The 17,897-nt window shown below is 37.7% G+C and carries 17 protein-coding genes and 1 pseudogene; 16 read left to right on the top strand and 2 right to left on the bottom strand.

The genetic code is table 11. The annotated features are described in order from the left end of the window. Positions 1–19 precede the first annotated feature (19 nt). From copZ to topB, 3 genes are all read left to right on the top strand, one after another. Positions 20–223, top strand: a complete 204-nt coding sequence (copZ, locus tag ACX5JI_RS12100) for a copper chaperone CopZ (RefSeq protein WP_459501289.1) — start codon at positions 20–22, stop codon at positions 221–223. Between the two features lie 390 nt (positions 224–613). Then, on the top strand, positions 614–2,005 hold the full coding sequence (locus tag ACX5JI_RS12095) for an alpha-helical endospore appendage domain-containing protein (protein ID WP_459501288.1): 1,392 nt from the start codon (positions 614–616) through the stop codon (positions 2,003–2,005). Positions 2,006–2,422: 417 nt separating this feature from the next. Beyond that, on the top strand, positions 2,423–4,567 hold the full coding sequence (gene topB, locus ACX5JI_RS12090; protein ID WP_459501287.1) for a DNA topoisomerase III: 2,145 nt from the start codon (positions 2,423–2,425) through the stop codon (positions 4,565–4,567). 88 nt (positions 4,568–4,655) lie between these two features. Here the strand turns inward: topB and ACX5JI_RS12085 are convergent, their stop codons facing one another. Then, positions 4,656–5,849 (bottom strand): nucleoside transporter C-terminal domain-containing protein, encoded by a 1,194-nt coding sequence (locus ACX5JI_RS12085; RefSeq protein ID WP_459501286.1) that lies wholly within the window; start codon positions 5,847–5,849, stop codon positions 4,656–4,658. Positions 5,850–6,321: 472 nt separating this feature from the next. Here ACX5JI_RS12085 and brnQ point away from each other — a divergent pair, with 472 nt between their 5' ends. From brnQ to ACX5JI_RS12040, 9 genes and pseudogenes are all read left to right on the top strand, one after another. Next, positions 6,322–7,671 (top strand): branched-chain amino acid transport system II carrier protein, encoded by a 1,350-nt coding sequence (brnQ, locus tag ACX5JI_RS12080; RefSeq protein WP_459501285.1) that lies wholly within the window; start codon positions 6,322–6,324, stop codon positions 7,669–7,671. Between the two features lie 602 nt (positions 7,672–8,273). Then, positions 8,274–8,594, top strand: a complete 321-nt coding sequence (locus ACX5JI_RS12075) for a PadR family transcriptional regulator (RefSeq protein ID WP_033796096.1) — start codon at positions 8,274–8,276, stop codon at positions 8,592–8,594. Between the two features lie 71 nt (positions 8,595–8,665). Further along, a complete protein-coding gene (locus ACX5JI_RS12070; RefSeq protein ID WP_017151751.1) occupies positions 8,666–9,007 on the top strand; it encodes a DUF1048 domain-containing protein in 342 nt (113 codons plus the stop codon). Between the two features lie 322 nt (positions 9,008–9,329). After that, positions 9,330–10,091 carry an ABC transporter ATP-binding protein gene (locus tag ACX5JI_RS12065; protein ID WP_459501284.1) on the top strand — a complete coding sequence of 254 codons (762 nt, stop codon included), beginning with the start codon at positions 9,330–9,332 and terminating at the stop codon, positions 10,089–10,091. Next, positions 10,092–10,841 carry an ABC transporter permease gene (locus ACX5JI_RS12060; protein WP_459501283.1) on the top strand — a complete coding sequence of 250 codons (750 nt, stop codon included), beginning with the start codon at positions 10,092–10,094 and terminating at the stop codon, positions 10,839–10,841. 10 nt (positions 10,842–10,851) lie between these two features. After that, positions 10,852–11,025, top strand: a complete 174-nt coding sequence (locus tag ACX5JI_RS12055; RefSeq protein WP_459501282.1) for a carboxymuconolactone decarboxylase family protein — start codon at positions 10,852–10,854, stop codon at positions 11,023–11,025. A gap of 71 nt (positions 11,026–11,096) precedes the next feature. After that, a pseudogene (locus ACX5JI_RS12050) lies at positions 11,097–11,189 on the top strand (glyoxalase); the annotation flags it as partial. A gap of 372 nt (positions 11,190–11,561) precedes the next feature. Then, a complete protein-coding gene (locus ACX5JI_RS12045) occupies positions 11,562–13,217 on the top strand; it encodes a copper resistance CopC/CopD family protein (RefSeq protein ID WP_459501594.1) in 1,656 nt (551 codons plus the stop codon). Positions 13,218–13,257: 40 nt separating this feature from the next. Then, a complete protein-coding gene (locus ACX5JI_RS12040) occupies positions 13,258–13,881 on the top strand; it encodes a YcnI family copper-binding membrane protein (protein WP_459501281.1) in 624 nt (207 codons plus the stop codon). Between the two features lie 51 nt (positions 13,882–13,932). Here the strand turns inward: ACX5JI_RS12040 and ACX5JI_RS12035 are convergent, their stop codons facing one another. Continuing rightward, entirely contained in the window at positions 13,933–14,844 is a 912-nt protein-coding gene (locus ACX5JI_RS12035; RefSeq protein WP_459501280.1) for a DMT family transporter, read from the bottom strand. Between the two features lie 97 nt (positions 14,845–14,941). On the opposite strand from ACX5JI_RS12035, the gene ACX5JI_RS12030 reads away from it, so the two are divergent. The 4 genes from ACX5JI_RS12030 to ACX5JI_RS12015 all read left to right on the top strand — a co-directional run bounded on the left by ACX5JI_RS12030 (position 14,942) and on the right by ACX5JI_RS12015 (position 17,793). Then, positions 14,942–15,811 carry a LysR family transcriptional regulator gene (locus ACX5JI_RS12030; RefSeq protein WP_459501279.1) on the top strand — a complete coding sequence of 290 codons (870 nt, stop codon included), beginning with the start codon at positions 14,942–14,944 and terminating at the stop codon, positions 15,809–15,811. Positions 15,812–15,935: 124 nt separating this feature from the next. Then, complete coding sequence (locus tag ACX5JI_RS12025; RefSeq protein WP_459501278.1) at positions 15,936–16,367, top strand: Rrf2 family transcriptional regulator; 432 nt, start codon at positions 15,936–15,938, stop codon at positions 16,365–16,367. Positions 16,368–16,466: 99 nt separating this feature from the next. Next, on the top strand, positions 16,467–17,117 hold the full coding sequence (locus tag ACX5JI_RS12020) for a DsbA family oxidoreductase (protein WP_459501277.1): 651 nt from the start codon (positions 16,467–16,469) through the stop codon (positions 17,115–17,117). A 73-nt stretch (positions 17,118–17,190) separates the two neighbouring features. Further along, positions 17,191–17,793, top strand: coding sequence for a nitroreductase family protein (locus ACX5JI_RS12015; protein ID WP_459501276.1), 603 nt, complete (start codon positions 17,191–17,193; stop codon positions 17,791–17,793). Positions 17,794–17,897: the final 104 nt, after the last annotated feature.

Raw genomic sequence — 17,897 nt, 5'->3', positions numbered from 1 at the left:
ATAAATGGAGGAATGTATTATGACTATCACATTAAACGTACAAGGAATGACATGTAATCACTGTAAAATGGCAGTAACAAATGCACTTACAGAGTTAGAAGGAGTACAAAATGTTGAGGTTCATTTACAAGAGGGAACTGTAAATGTAGAGTATGATAGTGCAAAAGTAGATGCAGACAAAATGAAAGAAGTTATTGAAGATCAAGGATATGATGTGAAGTAAAAGTGAATTACAATTGCTTTTTACAAAAAGGAGGAGCTCATAAGTCGAATTTTTGACTATATGACACTCCTTTTTTTTGCTTCTATGCTGCATCTTGGAAGGACTTACCCCTTTAAGACAGTCTCGTTGAAATTGTATGGATGGATATTTTTTGCTTGTCATACGGACATTTCCTTCTTGTAATCCATTGTAAGGACGTAATATGAACGAAGTTGTGTACAGATGATAAGACCACTCCGAAAGAAAAACATGTACAAAATTAGGTAAGAGTTTATTCCATTTAAACGGTTTGTACATAGTATGATGTGTAAGGATTTAATCTTTAGGATACTTGTCCTATCAACCTATGAAGAATAGGACAAGTAACCGATATGGAGAGGTGAAATGAATATGTCACAAGCAAATATCCCTAATATTACACCGAATATTACGTTAACAAGAGATGAGTCAATTAATCTATTGCTAGCTTCAATCGCTTTAGAAGAATTGGGGTTATCGCATATTATTAATGCAGAAGCGGAAAAAATCCAATACGCACTTGGTACTTTAGCAGGATTATCACCAGCTGCTACTATAGCTGAGATATTAGCTGTAAATGAAAGTGTAAATAGTACAATACAGACAGTAATGAAACAAGAAATGTTTTTACAAAGTAAATTAGAAAGTATATTAAAAGCGCCATCCCTTACCGGACCTACTGGACCTGCTGGACCTACTGGACCTGCTGGAGGCCCAAGTGGAGCAACGGGTCCAACGGGTCCAAGTGGAGCAACGGGAGCAACGGGAGCAACGGGAGCAACAGGAGCAACGGGAGCAACGGGAGCAACAGGAGCAACGGGAGCAACGGGAGCAACAGGAGCAACGGGAGCAACGGGAGCAACAGGAGCAACAGGAGCAACGGGAGCAACAGGAGCAACGGGAGCAACGGGAGCAACGGGAGCAACGGGAGCAACGGGTCCGACGGGTCCAAGTGGAGCAACAGGAGCAACGGGAGCAACGGGAGCAACGGGAGCAACAGGCCCAACCGGTCCAAGTGGAGCAACAGGAGCAACAGGAGCAACGGGAGCAACAGGCCCAACCGGTCCAAGTGGAGCAACAGGAGCAACGGGAGCAACGGGTCCGACGGGTCCAAGTGGAGCAACAGGAGCAACGGGTCCGACGGGTCCAAGTGGAGCAACAGGAGCAACGGGTCCGACGGGTCCAAGTGGAGCAACAGGAGCAACGGGTCCGACGGGTCCAAGTGGAGCAACAGGAGTAACGGGAGCAACGGGTCCGACGGGTCCAAGTGGAGCAACAGGAGCAACGGGAGCAACAGGCCCAAGTGGAGCAACAGGAGCAACAGGTCCAACAGGCCCAACCGGTTCAACTGCCCCTATTATCACTGCTAATAATGCTCAAATAATTAATTCTGGCTCAGTAACCATTGCTAACAATGCTGCTGTTCCATTGCCTACTAATGTTGTCATTAATGGCACAGCAATTTCTCATACGCCAGGATCAACAGATATTTCTTTAGCTCCGAATCAAACGTATTGGATTTTTTATGAAGCATCGTCAGGTGTAGGGACTGGTACTGCACAATTAGAATTTCAATTGAATGGAAGCATAGTGCTTGGAACACAAGCAAGGGCAACGAGCCAACCTGGTGGGTCGAATACAGAGTTATCATCAGGAGCAATATTAACAACAGGTGCTGGCCCGAATATATTAACATTGGTTAATACTGCAGGTGGCGCTAGAGATATACTTGGAGCAAATATTAATATAGTCAAACTTCAATAATTCATCATAATAACGTATTAGTGAGTAGTAAGCGGATAAAAGTAAGTATGAAGAAATGGAATAACTCATTATACTTCCCTCATTTAATATGTTTGAATTTTCAACGTTTCGGTCTGTTAAACAGCGAAGAGGGTTCCTCAAAAAGTGAGGGAGCATGAAAGAAATGAGCGAAACGTCCTAAAGCAGGGGCTGTTCATAAGTCAATTACACTGACGGATGGATAGCCTTTTCTTACTGACAATGTTTTATGTTTTAGTGCTTAGTAGATTAAAAATGAATGTTAGTAAACTGCAAAGGTTAGTTTGTCATGTAAACAAAACGGTGTAACGATAAAGACTCCCTATTGTGAAGAGATTGAAATTAAGCGTATAATAGTAGAAGTTTATGGGAGATAAGATAGAGATAGGGAGTTAGAAAATGAAATTAATTATTGCCGAGAAACCAGATCAAGGTTTAGCCCTTGTTTCTCAATTTAAATATCGCCGCAAAGACGGCTATTTAGAAGTAGAAGCAAATGAGTTATTTCCAAATGGAGCGTACTGTACATGGGCAATTGGTCATTTGACGCAGTTATGTAATCCGGAACATTATCACGCTGAGTGGAAGAAGTGGTCACTTGATACATTACCGATGATTCCGGAGCGTTTTCAATTTGAAGTTACAAAATCAAAGTATAAGCAATTTAATGTTGTGAAACAGTTGTTACATAATCCGGGGGTAACAGAAATTATTCACGCAGGCGATGCTGGCCGCGAGGGGGAACTGATCGTACGAAATATCATTAACCTCTGTAACGTACAAAAGCCGATGAAGCGTCTTTGGATTTCATCTTTAACGAAGCAAGCGATTTATCAAGGATTTAAAAATTTACTTGATGAAGCAGATACAATTAATACGTACTATGAAGCGTACACACGATCATGTGCCGACTGGGTAGTTGGAATGAATGCATCGCGTGTCTTTAGTATTTTGTTAAAGAAAAAAGGAATGAATGATGTGTTTTCGGCTGGTCGTGTACAGACGCCTACATTAGCATTAATTGTGAAACGGGAACAAGAAATAGAGAACTTTACATCAGAGCCGTTTTGGGAAGTGTTTGCAACTTTTAATATAGAAGGAAAGAAGTATGAAGGGAAATGGGAGAAAGATAATGAGTCACGGTTAAAAGATCCTGACATGGCAAATAAGATTGCCGCGTTTTGTCAAAATAAACCGGCTGAAGTAAAGGAAATGAAAACAGAGCGAAAAGAGTTTCAACCACCGTTTTTATTTAACTTATCTTCACTGCAAGCAACAGCAAATAAAGCATTTAAGTTCTCTCCAAAGAAAACGCTTGATATTACACAAGCGCTATATCAAAAAGGGATTGTGTCCTATCCTCGTTCGGATTCCAACTATGTAACAGAAGGAGAAGCGGAAACGTTTCCTGATATTTTACAGAAGTTAAGTCAATTTGATGAATATAAGGATTTGTTCCCAACGCCGCTCGATTCTATTATGAATAATAAGCGCTACGTGAATGAGAAAAAGGTGACAGACCACTATGCCATCATTCCAACCGAACAAGTGACAAATCCAAGTAAACTATCAGGTGATGAAAAGAAAATTTACGATATGATCGTAAGACGTCTTATTGCGGCTCATTATGAAGTTGCGATCTTTGACTATACAACCATTACAACTCTTGTAGATGAGCGTGCTGAATTTATTTCAAAAGGGAAACAACAAATTCAAGAAGGATGGCGTAAAGTTATTTTTCAAGATGATAAAGATGATGAAACGATTCTACCAATTGTCGCAGAAGGTGAACAAGGAAAAGTTGTAAAGGTGAAAGTGAAAGAAGGAAAAACACAGCCACCAAAACGTTATACGGAAGGACAACTGATTACGTTAATGAAGACGGCTGGGAAGTATTTAGATAATGAAGAACTTGAAAAAGTATTAAAGAAAACAGAAGGTTTAGGTACAGAGGCAACCCGTGCAGGTATCATTACGATGCTGAAAGACCGAAAATATATTGATGTAAAGAAGAACCAAGTGTACGCAACGGATAAGGGGAAAGTATTAATTACCGCAATTGGAGATAAAATTTTAGCTTCCCCAGAAATGACGGCAAAGTGGGAACAGCGTCTTGCTGAAATTGGAGAAGGTACAGCTTCACCAGCGACATTTATGGAACAGACAAAAAAACTATCAGCAAAAATTATTGAGGATGCGGTTGAAATGTCTGAGAAATGGGATTTCACAGGTCTACATGTGGAATCGATTGAACGAAAAGGCTCGAAATTTACAACAGGTAAAAAAGTAGGGAACTGTAAAAAGTGTGATGGAGATGTAATCGATAAGTCTACATTTTACGGTTGTTCGAACTATAATACAACGAAATGTGATTTCACGATTTCTAAGAAGATATTAGGAAAAACGATTTCGCAAAAGAATATGGGTAAGTTATTAAAAGGTGAACAGACAGATTTAATAAAAGGTTTTAAGAAGAATGATAAAACGTTTGATGCGAAGTTAGAGTGGAAAGAGAATAAAATGAACTTTGTGTTTGAGAAGTAAAAAAGGTGTTACGACATATCGTAATACCTTTTTTAAGTATTTGTTTGAAATACTAATGATGATTGTTAATGGTATGATGAATATTTTCTCACCACACAAAAAGTCCCACAAGCATAGCGCTTAATAAGGAAACTGCCATCCCGCTAACAAGAAGCTTCCAAACATTTTTTCCGACAATGGCTGATTTTTCTGCACCAAATAATGAATTGTACGTTCCATAAATCATTCCAACTGTACTAAAGTTAGCAAAAGAGGCTAAAAATGTTGTTGCAACTGCAACAGTATGTGCAGGTAAAGAATGTAAATGTGATTTTAAATCCATCATTGCAACAAATTCATTCGTTGTTATTTTTATTCCCATTAATTCAGCGACATACATAGCATCAGTTCCTGATACACCGAGTAAAAAAGCAAAGGGGCTAAAGATAATCGAGAAGATTTTTTGAATCGTTAAACCTGCTACAAAGAAACTTAAAATACCATTCAAACATGCTGTTAATGCTACATATCCAATTACCATAGCTAAAATAACAATAACCATATTCATCCCAACTAACATACTGTTTGAAATGGTAGAAAAGAAATCTTTTTTTTCCGTTTTTGGAGGTGAATAAACAACATCTTCTTCTTTAGTGATTTCTATCGGATTTAAAACATTAGCTAAAATTAATGCATTTAAACAGTTTAAAGGAATTGCGCTGAAAATATATGTTGCTGGAACCATTGATAAATACGCACCAAGAATAGATCCACTGACGCTACTCATACTCATAATCCCAAAAGTTAACAAACGATTTTCTTTTAAAACAGATAATTGATCACGAACAACAGCAAGTGCTTCCGTGTTTCCTAAAAACATCATTTGAATAGAAAAGAAACTTTCTAACTTTGGTAAGCGAGAAATCTTTGAAATGATTGCACCTACTTTATCAATAATCCAAGTTAAGATTCCAAAGTAAGAAAGAATATCAAAAAAAGTGATAACAAAAATGATAGGCAGTAAGGCACTAAAGAAGAAATCAATCGTTTGATTTTCCATAGCTGACGGAAACGCAAATCGAATACCTTCATTCGCACATGATATGAGCCAAGTGAAAAATGATGCAATTTTATTAATTATGATACTTCCCAATTCGGTACCTAACATAAACCATGTAATAAGAAGTTCAAGTACTACCAGAATAATGATTGGTTTCCATTTTATTTTTCTTTTATTAGGTGAACATAAGAAAACGACTAGTAATACAACGAAAACCCCTATAATATTTAATATGAAATTCATGTCAACAACTCCTTGAGGTTTATTATTTGTATATAAAAAAGCTCTTATTCTTCATACTTTGGTTAATGACTAGAAATTATGAAGAACAGGAGAGAAAGGAAAAAATGAAGTGAACCTATTGGGGATAACGGCAGTAAAAGTCCGATTCTTTCAACTAACCATAGGGGAAGAGAGAAAGAAAGTCTCCACTGATAGAAGTTTCCCTGTATACAAAAATAAGATCATTGAATATGAAATAGAGAAATATGGTTACTAAAGGTTTATACCATTAAGTGATATGAAGGATATGTAATGTTTTTTTAGTTTTGCATTCAAAGTGAATTGAATAAAAAAATTCAAAAAATAGTATTGAAATATATTATTCTTAAGACTATAATAAGTGAGAATAAATAATTTAATGATTAAATATTCAGAATCTTCGATTAGTTAAAAGTGGAAATGAGATAATGTATTTTGTAATGGAGGTTGTATCATGACGAATAAAGTACCTTTTTCGTTTATAGTAGTTATCGGATTAATGTTATTTGCTCTCTTTTTTGGGGCAGGAAATTTAATTTTCCCTGCGATGTTAGGTCAATCAGCTGGAACAAATATTTGGTCAGCGAATGCGGGATTTTTAGTAACTGGAGTGGGATTACCATTACTTGGTGTATTAGCATTTGGAATTTCAGGTAAAGAGGATTTACAATCACTGGCAAGTCGTGTGCATCCTGTTTTTGGAATTGTATTTACAACAATTCTATATTTAGCAATTGGTCCATTATTTGCAATACCGAGAACGGGTAATGTTTCCTTTGAAATTGGTCTTAAACCTTTTGTACCAGAAAGTTTAGGTTCTATGCCTTTAATTATTTTTACAATTATATTTTTTAGTATTACTTGTTTTTTTTCGCTTAATCCTGCGAAAATTGTCGATATTGTTGGAAAAATTTTGACGCCAATTAAATTAACATTCATTGGAATTTTAGTAATTGTTGCTTTCATTCATCCGATAGGGGATATGCAAGCACCTGTTGAAATGTATACATCTAACGCATTCTTCAAAGGGTTTCAAGAAGGATACTTAACAATGGATACGCTCGCATCTTTCGTATTTGGTATTATCATTATTAATGCTATTAAAGAAAAAGGTGCGAAAACGAAAAAGCAAATTATGGTTGTTTGTGCGAAAGCGACAATCATAGCTGCATCCACATTAGCGATTATTTATACAGCACTTTCTTATATGGGAGCTTCAAGTGTAGCGAAGCTTGGACATTTAGAAAATGGTGGGGAAGTGTTAGCGAAAGTTTCAAATTATTATTTCGGATCATACGGAGGAGTACTATTAGGATTAATGATTACAGTAGCTTGTTTAACAACTAGTGTCGGACTTGTCTCAGCATGTTCTTCATTTTTCCATAAGTTGTTCCCAGGGGTTTCTTACAAAGCAATTGCAATTACGTTATGTGTGTTTAGTGCCATTGTTGCCAATGTAGGATTAACGCAATTAATCGCAGTTTCTGTTCCTGTATTAACAGCGATTTATCCACTAGCAATCGTGTTGATTTTCCTAACATTCTTCCACTCACTATTTAAAGGAAGAGCTGAAGTGTATCAAGTGAGTTTGATTATAACGTTTATCATCAGTTTATTTGATGGGTTAAATGCAGCTGGAGTAAACATCCAAGTAGTAAATCAGTTATTCACGAAGTTTCTTCCGATGCATGAAGTAGGTCTAGGGTGGATCTTCCCGGCTATTATTGGTGGATTTATCGGATATGGTATTAGTGTTTTAAAAACAAAAAATCAAATCGATTCTACAGCTAGAGTAAATAAATAATTAGATTGTATTAAAAGAGTTATAGAATTTTAAAATGTACCCTATAGAATAGACACTGAAAAAAGTCTATTCTATAGGGTATTTCTTATATAATAAGAGGGAAATTGGGATTGGAGAATGTTCAAAATGACAAAAAAGCTATTTACAGAAAGATAAATTCAAATTTTATCGAGTAACCTATACGTAAAATCTGTAAGTCAGAAAGGTATCACTTCTTTATCGTTTTCACACCAGAGAAACTGGGAACCTATATGTACAGCTGCTGGATGGGAATGATCTACGGTATAATCATTGTGAAAGAAGCATAGGAGGAAGTAAAAGCTCCATAAAGAAAAGCGACGGGGATAGCTGGTTTTAAAATATTTAGAAAATCCAGTTGACAGTCTAACTATTACGTGTTACGATGCACCTGTAGTAGGTAACACTGAATAGTGAAGTTGCAAAAATATTTGACACCTTCTACTCGGTGTTACAATATACATGTAATAAGTAATACTGAATAGCTTAATTTCCTAAAAGTTATTCAGTAAAAATTTCCCTTAGTACTCTGTTATACTGAATATAAGTCAGACAAAATAGAGGAGGTAGAGGAGGATTTGAACATGGAAAATTTAACTGAAATGCTGAAGGGTTCGCTGGAAGGCTGTGTGCTGGAAATCATTAGCCGCCATGAAACCTATGGTTACGAGATTACCCGCCGCCTGAACGAGCTTGGGTTTACCGAAGTCGTAGAAGGGACGGTCTATACCATTCTCGTGCGATTAGAAAAGAAAAAACTTGTGAATATAGAAAAAAAACCGTCAGATATGGGACCGCCTCGCAAGTTTTACTCACTTAATGAGGCTGGCCGCCAGGAACTTGAATTATTTTGGGAAAAATGGGATTTTGTATCATCAAAAATCAACGTCTTGAAGTCAATATAGCTGCATAAGATATTTCGTCCGATATTTTTGAAGTGTCTTGTTCAGCTTTATAAAAAAGGAGGAAAAATAACATGATGGAAATGTTCAAAAAAATGATTGGTGATAAAAAAGAGTACAAAATGATGATGGCACGGGTTGGAGCCCTGCCAGAGGACTACCAGTTTGTATTTAAGAAAATTCAAAACTACATGTGGAATTTCTCAGCGGGCAACGGAATGGATATGCTACACATACAGTATGAATTAATCGAGTTGTTCGAAGCCGGTGCGGCGGAAGGTAGACAAGTGCTGGAAATCACTGGGGACGACGTGGCGTCCTTTGCTGACGAACTAGTGGCAAACGCTAAAACCTATGTCTCCAAGTATCGTGAAGATTTGAATCAGAGTATCATGAAGCGATTGAGAAAAAAATAAATTCAATAGATAATACCGACTGATTAGCTGGCTACAAATGTGAATTGCCGCCTTCGCTATTCAGTTATATTTTTAACCCGGTAATAAGTAATACAGATTATCAGTAAGACTAAATAGAAGAGTATAGGCAATATAGCTCCGCAAAGTGCTTTTTATCCCGCATTAACGGACAGTAACACTCCCACCTCAAAATTCAGCGGAAGCGAAGAAGTTAGGTGGGAGATGAACTATCCGTAAAAGCCCGATTGGTGAGGGCTAATAATCAGTGGGGGTGGAGAAAACCCCACTGATTAAAGTTTCACTTTATAAGGAGGAGAAAAGGATGAGCAATGCAGCGATTTCTGTAAAAGGGTTAAAAAAATCTTTTAAAGACAAGGAGGTTTTAAAAGGAGTGGATTTTGAGGTGCAGCGTGGCGAAATTTTCGCACTGCTGGGTTCAAATGGAGCGGGAAAGACGACGACGGTCAACATCCTCTCGACGCTGATGGAACCCGATGGCGGCGAAGTAAGTATTTGCGGCTTTGACGTCCAGCGTCAACCGAATCATGTTCGCCAGAGCATTAGCCTGACAGGGCAGTTCGCAGCTTTAGACGGTATGCTCACCGGGCGGGAAAACCTGATAATGATTGCCAAGTTGCGTGGAGTTTCCAATCCCGCCCAAGTCGCCGACAATTTGCTTGCAAGATTCAGCCTAACCGATGCGGCCAACAGCCGAGCAGATAAGTATTCCGGCGGTATGAAGCGCCGGCTTGACATCGCCATGAGCTTGATCGGGACGCCAGCAGTCATTTTTCTCGACGAACCGACGACAGGGCTTGACCCCGAAGCGCGGATTGAAGTTTGGAATACCGTCAAGGAGCTTGCTGGCGGCGGCACGACCATCTTGCTGACGACCCAGTATCTCGAGGAAGCCGAACAACTGGCAGACCGTATCGCCATCTTGCATGGCGGAAAAATCATCACGACCGGTACCCTTACCGAACTCAAAGAGATGTTCCCGCCAGCGAAAGTGGAGTACATTGAGAAACAGCCGACGTTGGAGGAAATTTTCCTCGCGATCATCGGCACAAAGGAGGAGATGTAAATGAAAAGCAAAACAGGGGTATTACTGGGACGTTTAATGCGCAACATCATGCGCAGCCCGGATACGATTATCACGGTGGCAATTACGCCGATTATGATGATGCTGCTGTTTGTCTACGTATTTGGCGGCGCCATAGAGACAGGCACGGACAACTACGTCAATTATTTATTGCCGGGCATCTTGCTGATGGCTATCGCATCCGGCGTCGCTTACACTTCTGTGCGGCTGTTTACGGATGTAAAGAGCGGGCTGATGGCACGTCTTATTACTATGCCTATTAAGCGCTCATCTGTATTGTGGGCTCACGTGTTGACCTCGCTTGTTTCTAATGCGCTTACTGTCGTGGTGGTTATTCTCGTCGCCCTCTTGATGGGCTTCCGTTCCAGCGCTGATATCCTGGATTGGCTGGCGGTAGCTGGGATACTCGGGCTGTTTACGTTGGCGCTGACATGGCTGGCTGTCATTCCCGGATTGACAGCGAAGTCTATGGAAGGGGCGACAGCCTACTCGTATCCGCTGATTTTCCTGCCGTTCATCAGTTCAGCCTTTGTCCCCACTGAAACCATGCCGAAAATTGTCCGTGCGTTCGCTGAGAACCAGCCTGTGACTTCAATCGTGAATACGATCCGTGCCCTCTTGTATGAAGGGGCTGTTGGCAACGGTATTTGGATCGCGCTTGCCTGGTGCGTCGGCATCATGGTCATCGCTTACTTCTTCGCCAGTAAAGTATTTAAACGTCAGTTAGGGTAAGTACATTATTATGGGTTTAGTCATATCAATAGTCAGCCACTGCGATGAATGCATTTGCTATCACATGAAAGGCTGCTTAAATGCCGGGGCAACCATCGATGAAATCATGGAAACCCTCAAAACTGGTGTGATTGATGGCGACTCGATCCTTATCCCAACGCGAGGTTTACTATGCATGATTTAGAAGAATTTACAGCGGGTAGTGCTCTTTCGCTGAATTTTGAGATGGGAGTCTTACCGCCCGCAAATAGCGGGATAAACAAACATGGTAGAAGATTAATTTATCTGAATCCAGCAGATACAGAAGGAACGATCATTGAATATTGTGCTTATCCTGAAGAACAATAATTTGTATATGAAGAGTGATAAAAGGTGTTATGCATTGGCGTAACGCCTTTTTCGTTTTGGGGTAAAAAATTACACTGTATGAAGGCACATTTCACACTTTTTTCACAAATGATTCACCGTTTCTTTTCGTTCTAAAAACTTATATTTATATATTATGTGTTATAATCGTAACTAGCTTTAAAAAAATAAGTAATGATTTTATAAATAGTATCTTAACTAGTATAAGTTCAAGTGTTGTATGAATAGATCACAATGAAGTTTATATTTTATTACTTAATATTTAATGTTATTAATTTTTCGGAGGTAGAATAAAAATAGTAATGCTTTATTAGCCTTTGGGTGAAATACAGTGATGCAAAAGAAAGAAGTGAACTGAATGTGAGTGTATTAAGAAAACTAGGAGCATGGATCATGATGGCATGTGTGTTCGTGATATTGGTACCAACAGCAGCCTCCGCTCATGCTTATGTTGTTAAATCAAACCCTGCAGAAAATGAAACGTTAGAGAAAGTACCTTCCGTTGTAAGGATTGAATTTGATGAGACGTTGCAGGTTTCACACTTTAATACGTTGTTTGTAAGGGATGCTTCAGGAAAACGGGTAGATTTAAAAAATGCTCATATTGATAAAAAGAACCCGAAACGATTAGAAGCTGGAGTAAAACAGAATATACCAAATGGAACGTATTCGATTCAGTGGAAAGCCATTTCGGCTGATGGCCATCCCATTCAAGGAGTGACTCCCTTTCGTATTGGAACAGAAGGAGGGGAAACGAGTGACATACAAGCAGAAGAAATAGGTTATTTCCCGCAAATGGATATGATGATAGAACGAGGGTTTTTATATACAGGTTTTTCTTTATATATAGGTGTTCTATTTTTTAACCTAATCATTTATAAGGGAAAGTCCAGTAAAGTCCAATCAAGAAGTAATAAACTAATTTGGATTTCTTTGCTTGGTATATTCATTAGTTTACTATTCAGTCTTCCATTACAAGCTAAGATAAATGCTGATGTTTCGTGGATAGCTGCCTTCCAGCCTTCATTATTAAAAGAAACTTTACAGTTATCTGTTTTTGGGTATGTATGGATGACTCAGATGGTACTCATAATTACATTGATGGTTGTTACATACGTCGCTTTAAAACGAGAAAAGCTTTCATCTTTCAAAATATGGACGATTCCGCTTGTCTTTTTCATTGGGTTACTTATTATGAAAGCAATGAATAGTCATGCATATGGTCTAAAGTATAAAGAGATTGCGGTAATGATGGATTTTTTACATTTACTTGCAGCTTCATTATGGATTGGAGGACTATCGGCAATTGTTCTTCTTTTACCTAAAGACCATGAGAATGGGAAATGGACGATGTATTGGGATGCAATTCAAAGGTTTTCTCCATGGGCAATATGTGCGGTCATTCTTCTTTTCGTAACCGGCCTTTTTAATAGTACATTCTTTATTCCAACGATCCATTCATTATTTGATACAAAATATGGACTAGCATTGTTAACGAAATTTCTTTTATTTATTGGTATGGGAATATTGGGACTTATTCATTATGTGAAAGGAAGGATGAGGGGGCAAAAAAGGTTGGGGGCTACGATGAAAGTCGAGTTTGGTATAGGTATAGCTATTTTTATAATCGTAGCCTTTTTAACAAATGTACAAACACCACCAATGCCGCCAACGGGACCTTTTACAGGAAGTCAAAAACTCGATAATGGATATGAACTTACTTTACAAGTAAGCCCAAATAAAGTAGGAATGAATACATTTCGCATTGATTTAAAAGATACAACTGGACAGCCTGTTACCGATATGGAACAAATTGTATTAACAACGAAATCTTTAGAGATGGATATGGGAAAAGGTACATTTAAAGTTTCGCCTGTTTCACCAGGAGTGTATCAAGCAGAAGGTATGTATATTAATATGACCGGTGAGTGGAATATACATGTTCATGGATTAACGAAAGCTCTTGATAGTTTTGATACAGATTTTAAATTCATGGTCGGTGGTCGATAAAGTCAAATTTATAGAGAAAGAAAAAAGGAGTAATAGAAAAATGAAACGTATAAAAAAATTAGGAACAACAATGATAGCAACAGTAATTGCCATGGGACTTTTCGCAGTACCTGCTAGTGCACATGTGACGGTGAAACCAGCTACTTCTGGAGTGGGCTCTTGGGAAACGTATACAATAAAGGTTCTAGTTGAAAAGGGTATAGCAACAACGAAAGTGACACTTAAAATACCAGTGGGAGTCGAGTTTCAACAGTATGAGCCAGTACCCGGATGGAAGGTTGATGAACAAAAAGATACATCTGGAAAAGTTAAATCTGTTACATGGGAGACGACTGGAGAAGGGATTTTACCAGGTCAATTTCAGCAATTTACTTTTGTTGCGAAAAACCCGGATAAAGAGCAGAACGTGGCTTGGGATGCATATCAACAGTACAAAGATGGAGATATTGTAGAATGGACAGGTGATGAGAAGGCTGATAAACCGCATTCACTTACAACGATTACAAAGGATACATCATTAACTGGAGAACATGGAGAATCAAAAGTATCTAATGTGAAAGAGAAAGAAAGTACAAGCATGCAAACAACAGCTATTATTTTATCCATCCTATCTATTATCGTTTCAATAGGTACATGTATCTTTGTATTACGCCGTAAAAAGTAAGAAATAAGAAAAAACCTATTTGATGATAGGTTTTTTCTTATTTATATTTGATTAGCATCTTTTAGGTTCAACAGACTGTTTCATGGTAAGTGATTTTGGTTTTATATTCACAAAGCAAATACTTACAACAATAAATAAAAGTCCAATGAATAAGCTAATTGTAATTGCCTCATGTAGGAAAATAGAGCTCACAATAATGGCGATAAGAGGAATGAGAAATGTATAAGCGCCAACTTTACTTGCCTCTCCAGCTCCGACAAGTGTAAAGTAGGCAAGCCAGCCCATTGCAATAACAAAGATTGAAATGAATAGTAATACGATTACAAATGGTATGCTCCAAGCGATGCTAGACCAGCTTTCAAATTCTGAACCAAATCCAATTAAGCAAAATCCTCCAATAATGAGTTGCAGTGTTACCATCCAAGTAGCGTTTACACGGTTGCCAGTTTTTTTGATAAATACTGTACCGAGCGCCCATCCAATTGCACACCCTAAAGCAAGTAAAATGCCGATAACGGAGATATGCTCGGTTAAGCTACTAGAGCTAATAACAGCAACCCCTATAAATCCAAGAATAAGACCGAAGATTTTTAAACCATACATTGATTCTTCAAGCCAGATCCAAGAGAAAATGCCGAGTAAGACAGGTTGGAGAAATACAATAGCGGAAAAAAGTCCAGAAGGCATATACTGAAGTCCTACAGTTTGTAGTCCGTAAAATAAAATAATGTTGAGTAGGGCGGAAATAAAGTATAAATGCCAAGTTTCTTTTAAGTGTAATTGTTTGTATTTCGGTAATGCAAATATAAGTAGAATAAATCCGCCTATTACTGTTCTAATCCCTGCAAACAACACGGGTGGTGTATAATGGAGAGCAAATTTAGATAAAGGCCAATTAATCCCCCACATAAGAACGAGGAATGAAAGGATTATGGCTGCTTTTGTTCGAGAAAGCTGAGACACGATAATACCTCCTTGTTGTATTTCATTTCACTATGATATGATATTGAACGCGATAAATAAAATGAATCTTTTTTATAAGGAGTATAAGTAATTAGTTATGACCATTACACAACTTCAAGTTTTTGTAAAAGTAGTCGAATTAGGAAGTTTTACGAAGGCAGCTCGGGTCTTGAATATGACGCAACCAGCTGTTAGCCACGCTATTTCTAGCGTGGAATCGGAATTAGGTGTGACACTTATCATACGTGATAAAAGAAAAGGTTTGATTCTTACTGATGTAGGGAGTCGTATTTTGGTTCATTTTCGAGAAATTTTAAATGGTGTTGAGAAAGTAGAACAAGAAGTAGCGATGGAGAAAGGGCATGAAGTTGGTACAATTCGAATCGGAAGTTTTCCAAGTGCATCAGCATATTTCCTGCCTAAAATGATCAATATCTTTCGTGAGAAATATCCGAAGTTAGAGTTGATACTCCATGAAGGAACACTGAAAGAAGTAGAAGCGTGGCTAGCATCACGTGTAATTGATGTAGGAATCGTAATTTTACCTAATAAAGAAATGGAGATTGTACCTTTAACGAAGGGAAAGATGGTTGTTGTTTTAAGAGATGATCATCCTCTATGGGAGAAAGCGACAATTACAATTCAAGATTTAGAAAATGAACCAATTATTATTTGTAAAGGTGGGTATGAACCGCCAATTATAGAAATGTTTAAACAAGCTTCCGTACCGCTTCGCATTGAATACGTTGTGTCTACTGTGACGACATCCTTGAATATGATACAAGAGGGATTAGGGTTAGCTATACTGGCTGAATTATCCTTATCAGATTTACCACCTAATGTTCAAACAAGAGAATTAGAACCACAAGTATGGAGAGAAATTGCGTTAGCTGTTCCTTCATTAAAAGAATCTTCACTAGCTGTTCAACTGTTAATTGAAGAATTTCAAAAGTTATTTGTAGAGTAATAAAAGGGTATCTCATGTAGTGGCACATGAGATACCTTGTGCACATGCCCAAAAAAGTTTTATAGAAATGGTTGACTTATTCTTTTGTTGTAACTATAATGATTACATCGAGGTGGTGATCACGATGAAAATTAGTAGCCGCTTTTCTATAGCTGTTCATATGTTATCCATTTTAAAAAATAATCCATCTTCTATTTGTACTTCAGAATTTATGGCTGAGAGTGTAAAGACAAATCCGGTTGTCATTCGAAAAATAATGTCTTATTTAAAACAGGCCAAGTTTGTTTATGTAAATCGAGGGCCAGGTGGGGCCGGATTACTAAAGGATTTAAGTGAAATTACTTTATTAGATGTATATCATGCAGTAAATGTAGTTGAGGAAGATAAGTTATTCCACATTCATGAACAACCAAACCCAGATTGTCCAATTGGAGCAAATATTCAAGCTGTGTTAGAAGTTGTTTTAGTTCAGGCACAATCTGCAATGGAAGAGGTTTTGAGAAGTATGACTATGGAACAGTTATTCGAATCTTTGCAACAAAAAATGAATACTTAAAATAATAATCGCAAGTCTCTAAAAGAGAATGCATATTTTTTTCTTAAAATTGTAACTAAATTTGTTACAACTAAAAACAAGAAGGTAAGGTGTAATACTATGACTGTAAAAATGAAAGTATATTCCGATTTTATATGTCCGTTTTGCTTTTTAGCAAAAGGTCCATTAGATGAAGTGGCGAAAGAGAAAGATGTAGAAATTGAATGGATGCCATTTGAATTACGTCCAAGTCCATATTCGAAAATTGATCCTTGGAACGAGCCAGATAAGTTAGGTTCATGGGATTCTTTCATTCTTCCTACTGCAAAGAAATTAGGAGTTGAAATGCGCCTGCCACGCGTTTCACCACATCCATATACACATTTAGCTTTTGAGGGTTGCCAATTTGCGAAGGAGCGTGGACTTGGAAATGAGTACCATCACCGAGTGTTTACTGCATTTTTCCAGGAAGAACAAAACATTGAAGATATAGACGTATTAACAAAATTAGCGGTTGAAGTAGGACTTCCTGAAGCGGAATTTAAAGATGCTTTAGTAACTCGTAAATATAAAGAAAAACATCAAGAAGCGATTCAACATGCATATGATGAGGCAAATATTATGGCTGTTCCAACTGTAATGATTGGAGATGAAGTCATTCAAGGACTTGCTAGTAAAGAGACGTTAGAAAGAGTCATTGATAAAGAAATTGAAAAGGATAAAACAAATTCATTTGAAGGGATGCAATGTAATACGGATGGCTATTGCTAATCTGTATTACACCGAAGAATCAACTTGAATTGTTTAAATAAATTATAAAACGTATATATTTGGAGGAATTAACATGTCAGCAACTACAACAAACTTAAAAGAAGCAATCATGAACCGTCGTTCAATTCGTAAAGTAACAAAAAATAATGCAATCACAAAAGAAAGAATTAATGAAGTTTTAAAAACAGCTTTACATGCACCAACATCTTTCAATATGCAAAGTGGTCGTATGGTCGTATTAATGGATGCAGAGCATGAAAAGTTTTGGGATATTGTAAAAGAAACGCTTCGAGCACGTGTACCAGCAGAAAACTTTGAAGCAACTGTAGAAAGACTAAAAGGTTTCCGTGAAGGAGTAGGAACAGTACTATTCTTTGAAAATCAAGCGACAGTAAAACAAATGCAAGAAAATGCACCATTATATAAAGAACAGTTCCCATTCTGGTCTCATCAAGGAAATGCAATGTTACAACATACTGTGTGGATGCTATTATCTGCAGAGGGAATCGGAGCATCGTTACAACATTACAACCCAATTGTAGACGCTGAAGTGAAAGAAACTTGGAATATCCCAGCAGAGTGGAGTTTAGTAGGGCAAATGCCATTTGGTGAGCCAAATGAACAACCAGGAGAAAGAACGTTCTTACCTACTGAAGATGTAGTGAAATTTTATTAATATGTAGTAAAAAGAAGGCTATTCTATCAAATAGTCTTCTTTTTTTGTTGTAATCATTTTCACAGCAAACGTAAAGAGTATGGATTTTGAATTTAGGGAAGAAA

The sequence above is a fragment of the Bacillus sp. C1 genome, from assembly GCF_054570475.1.
This window is presented reverse-complemented; position numbering and strand designations above follow the sequence as displayed.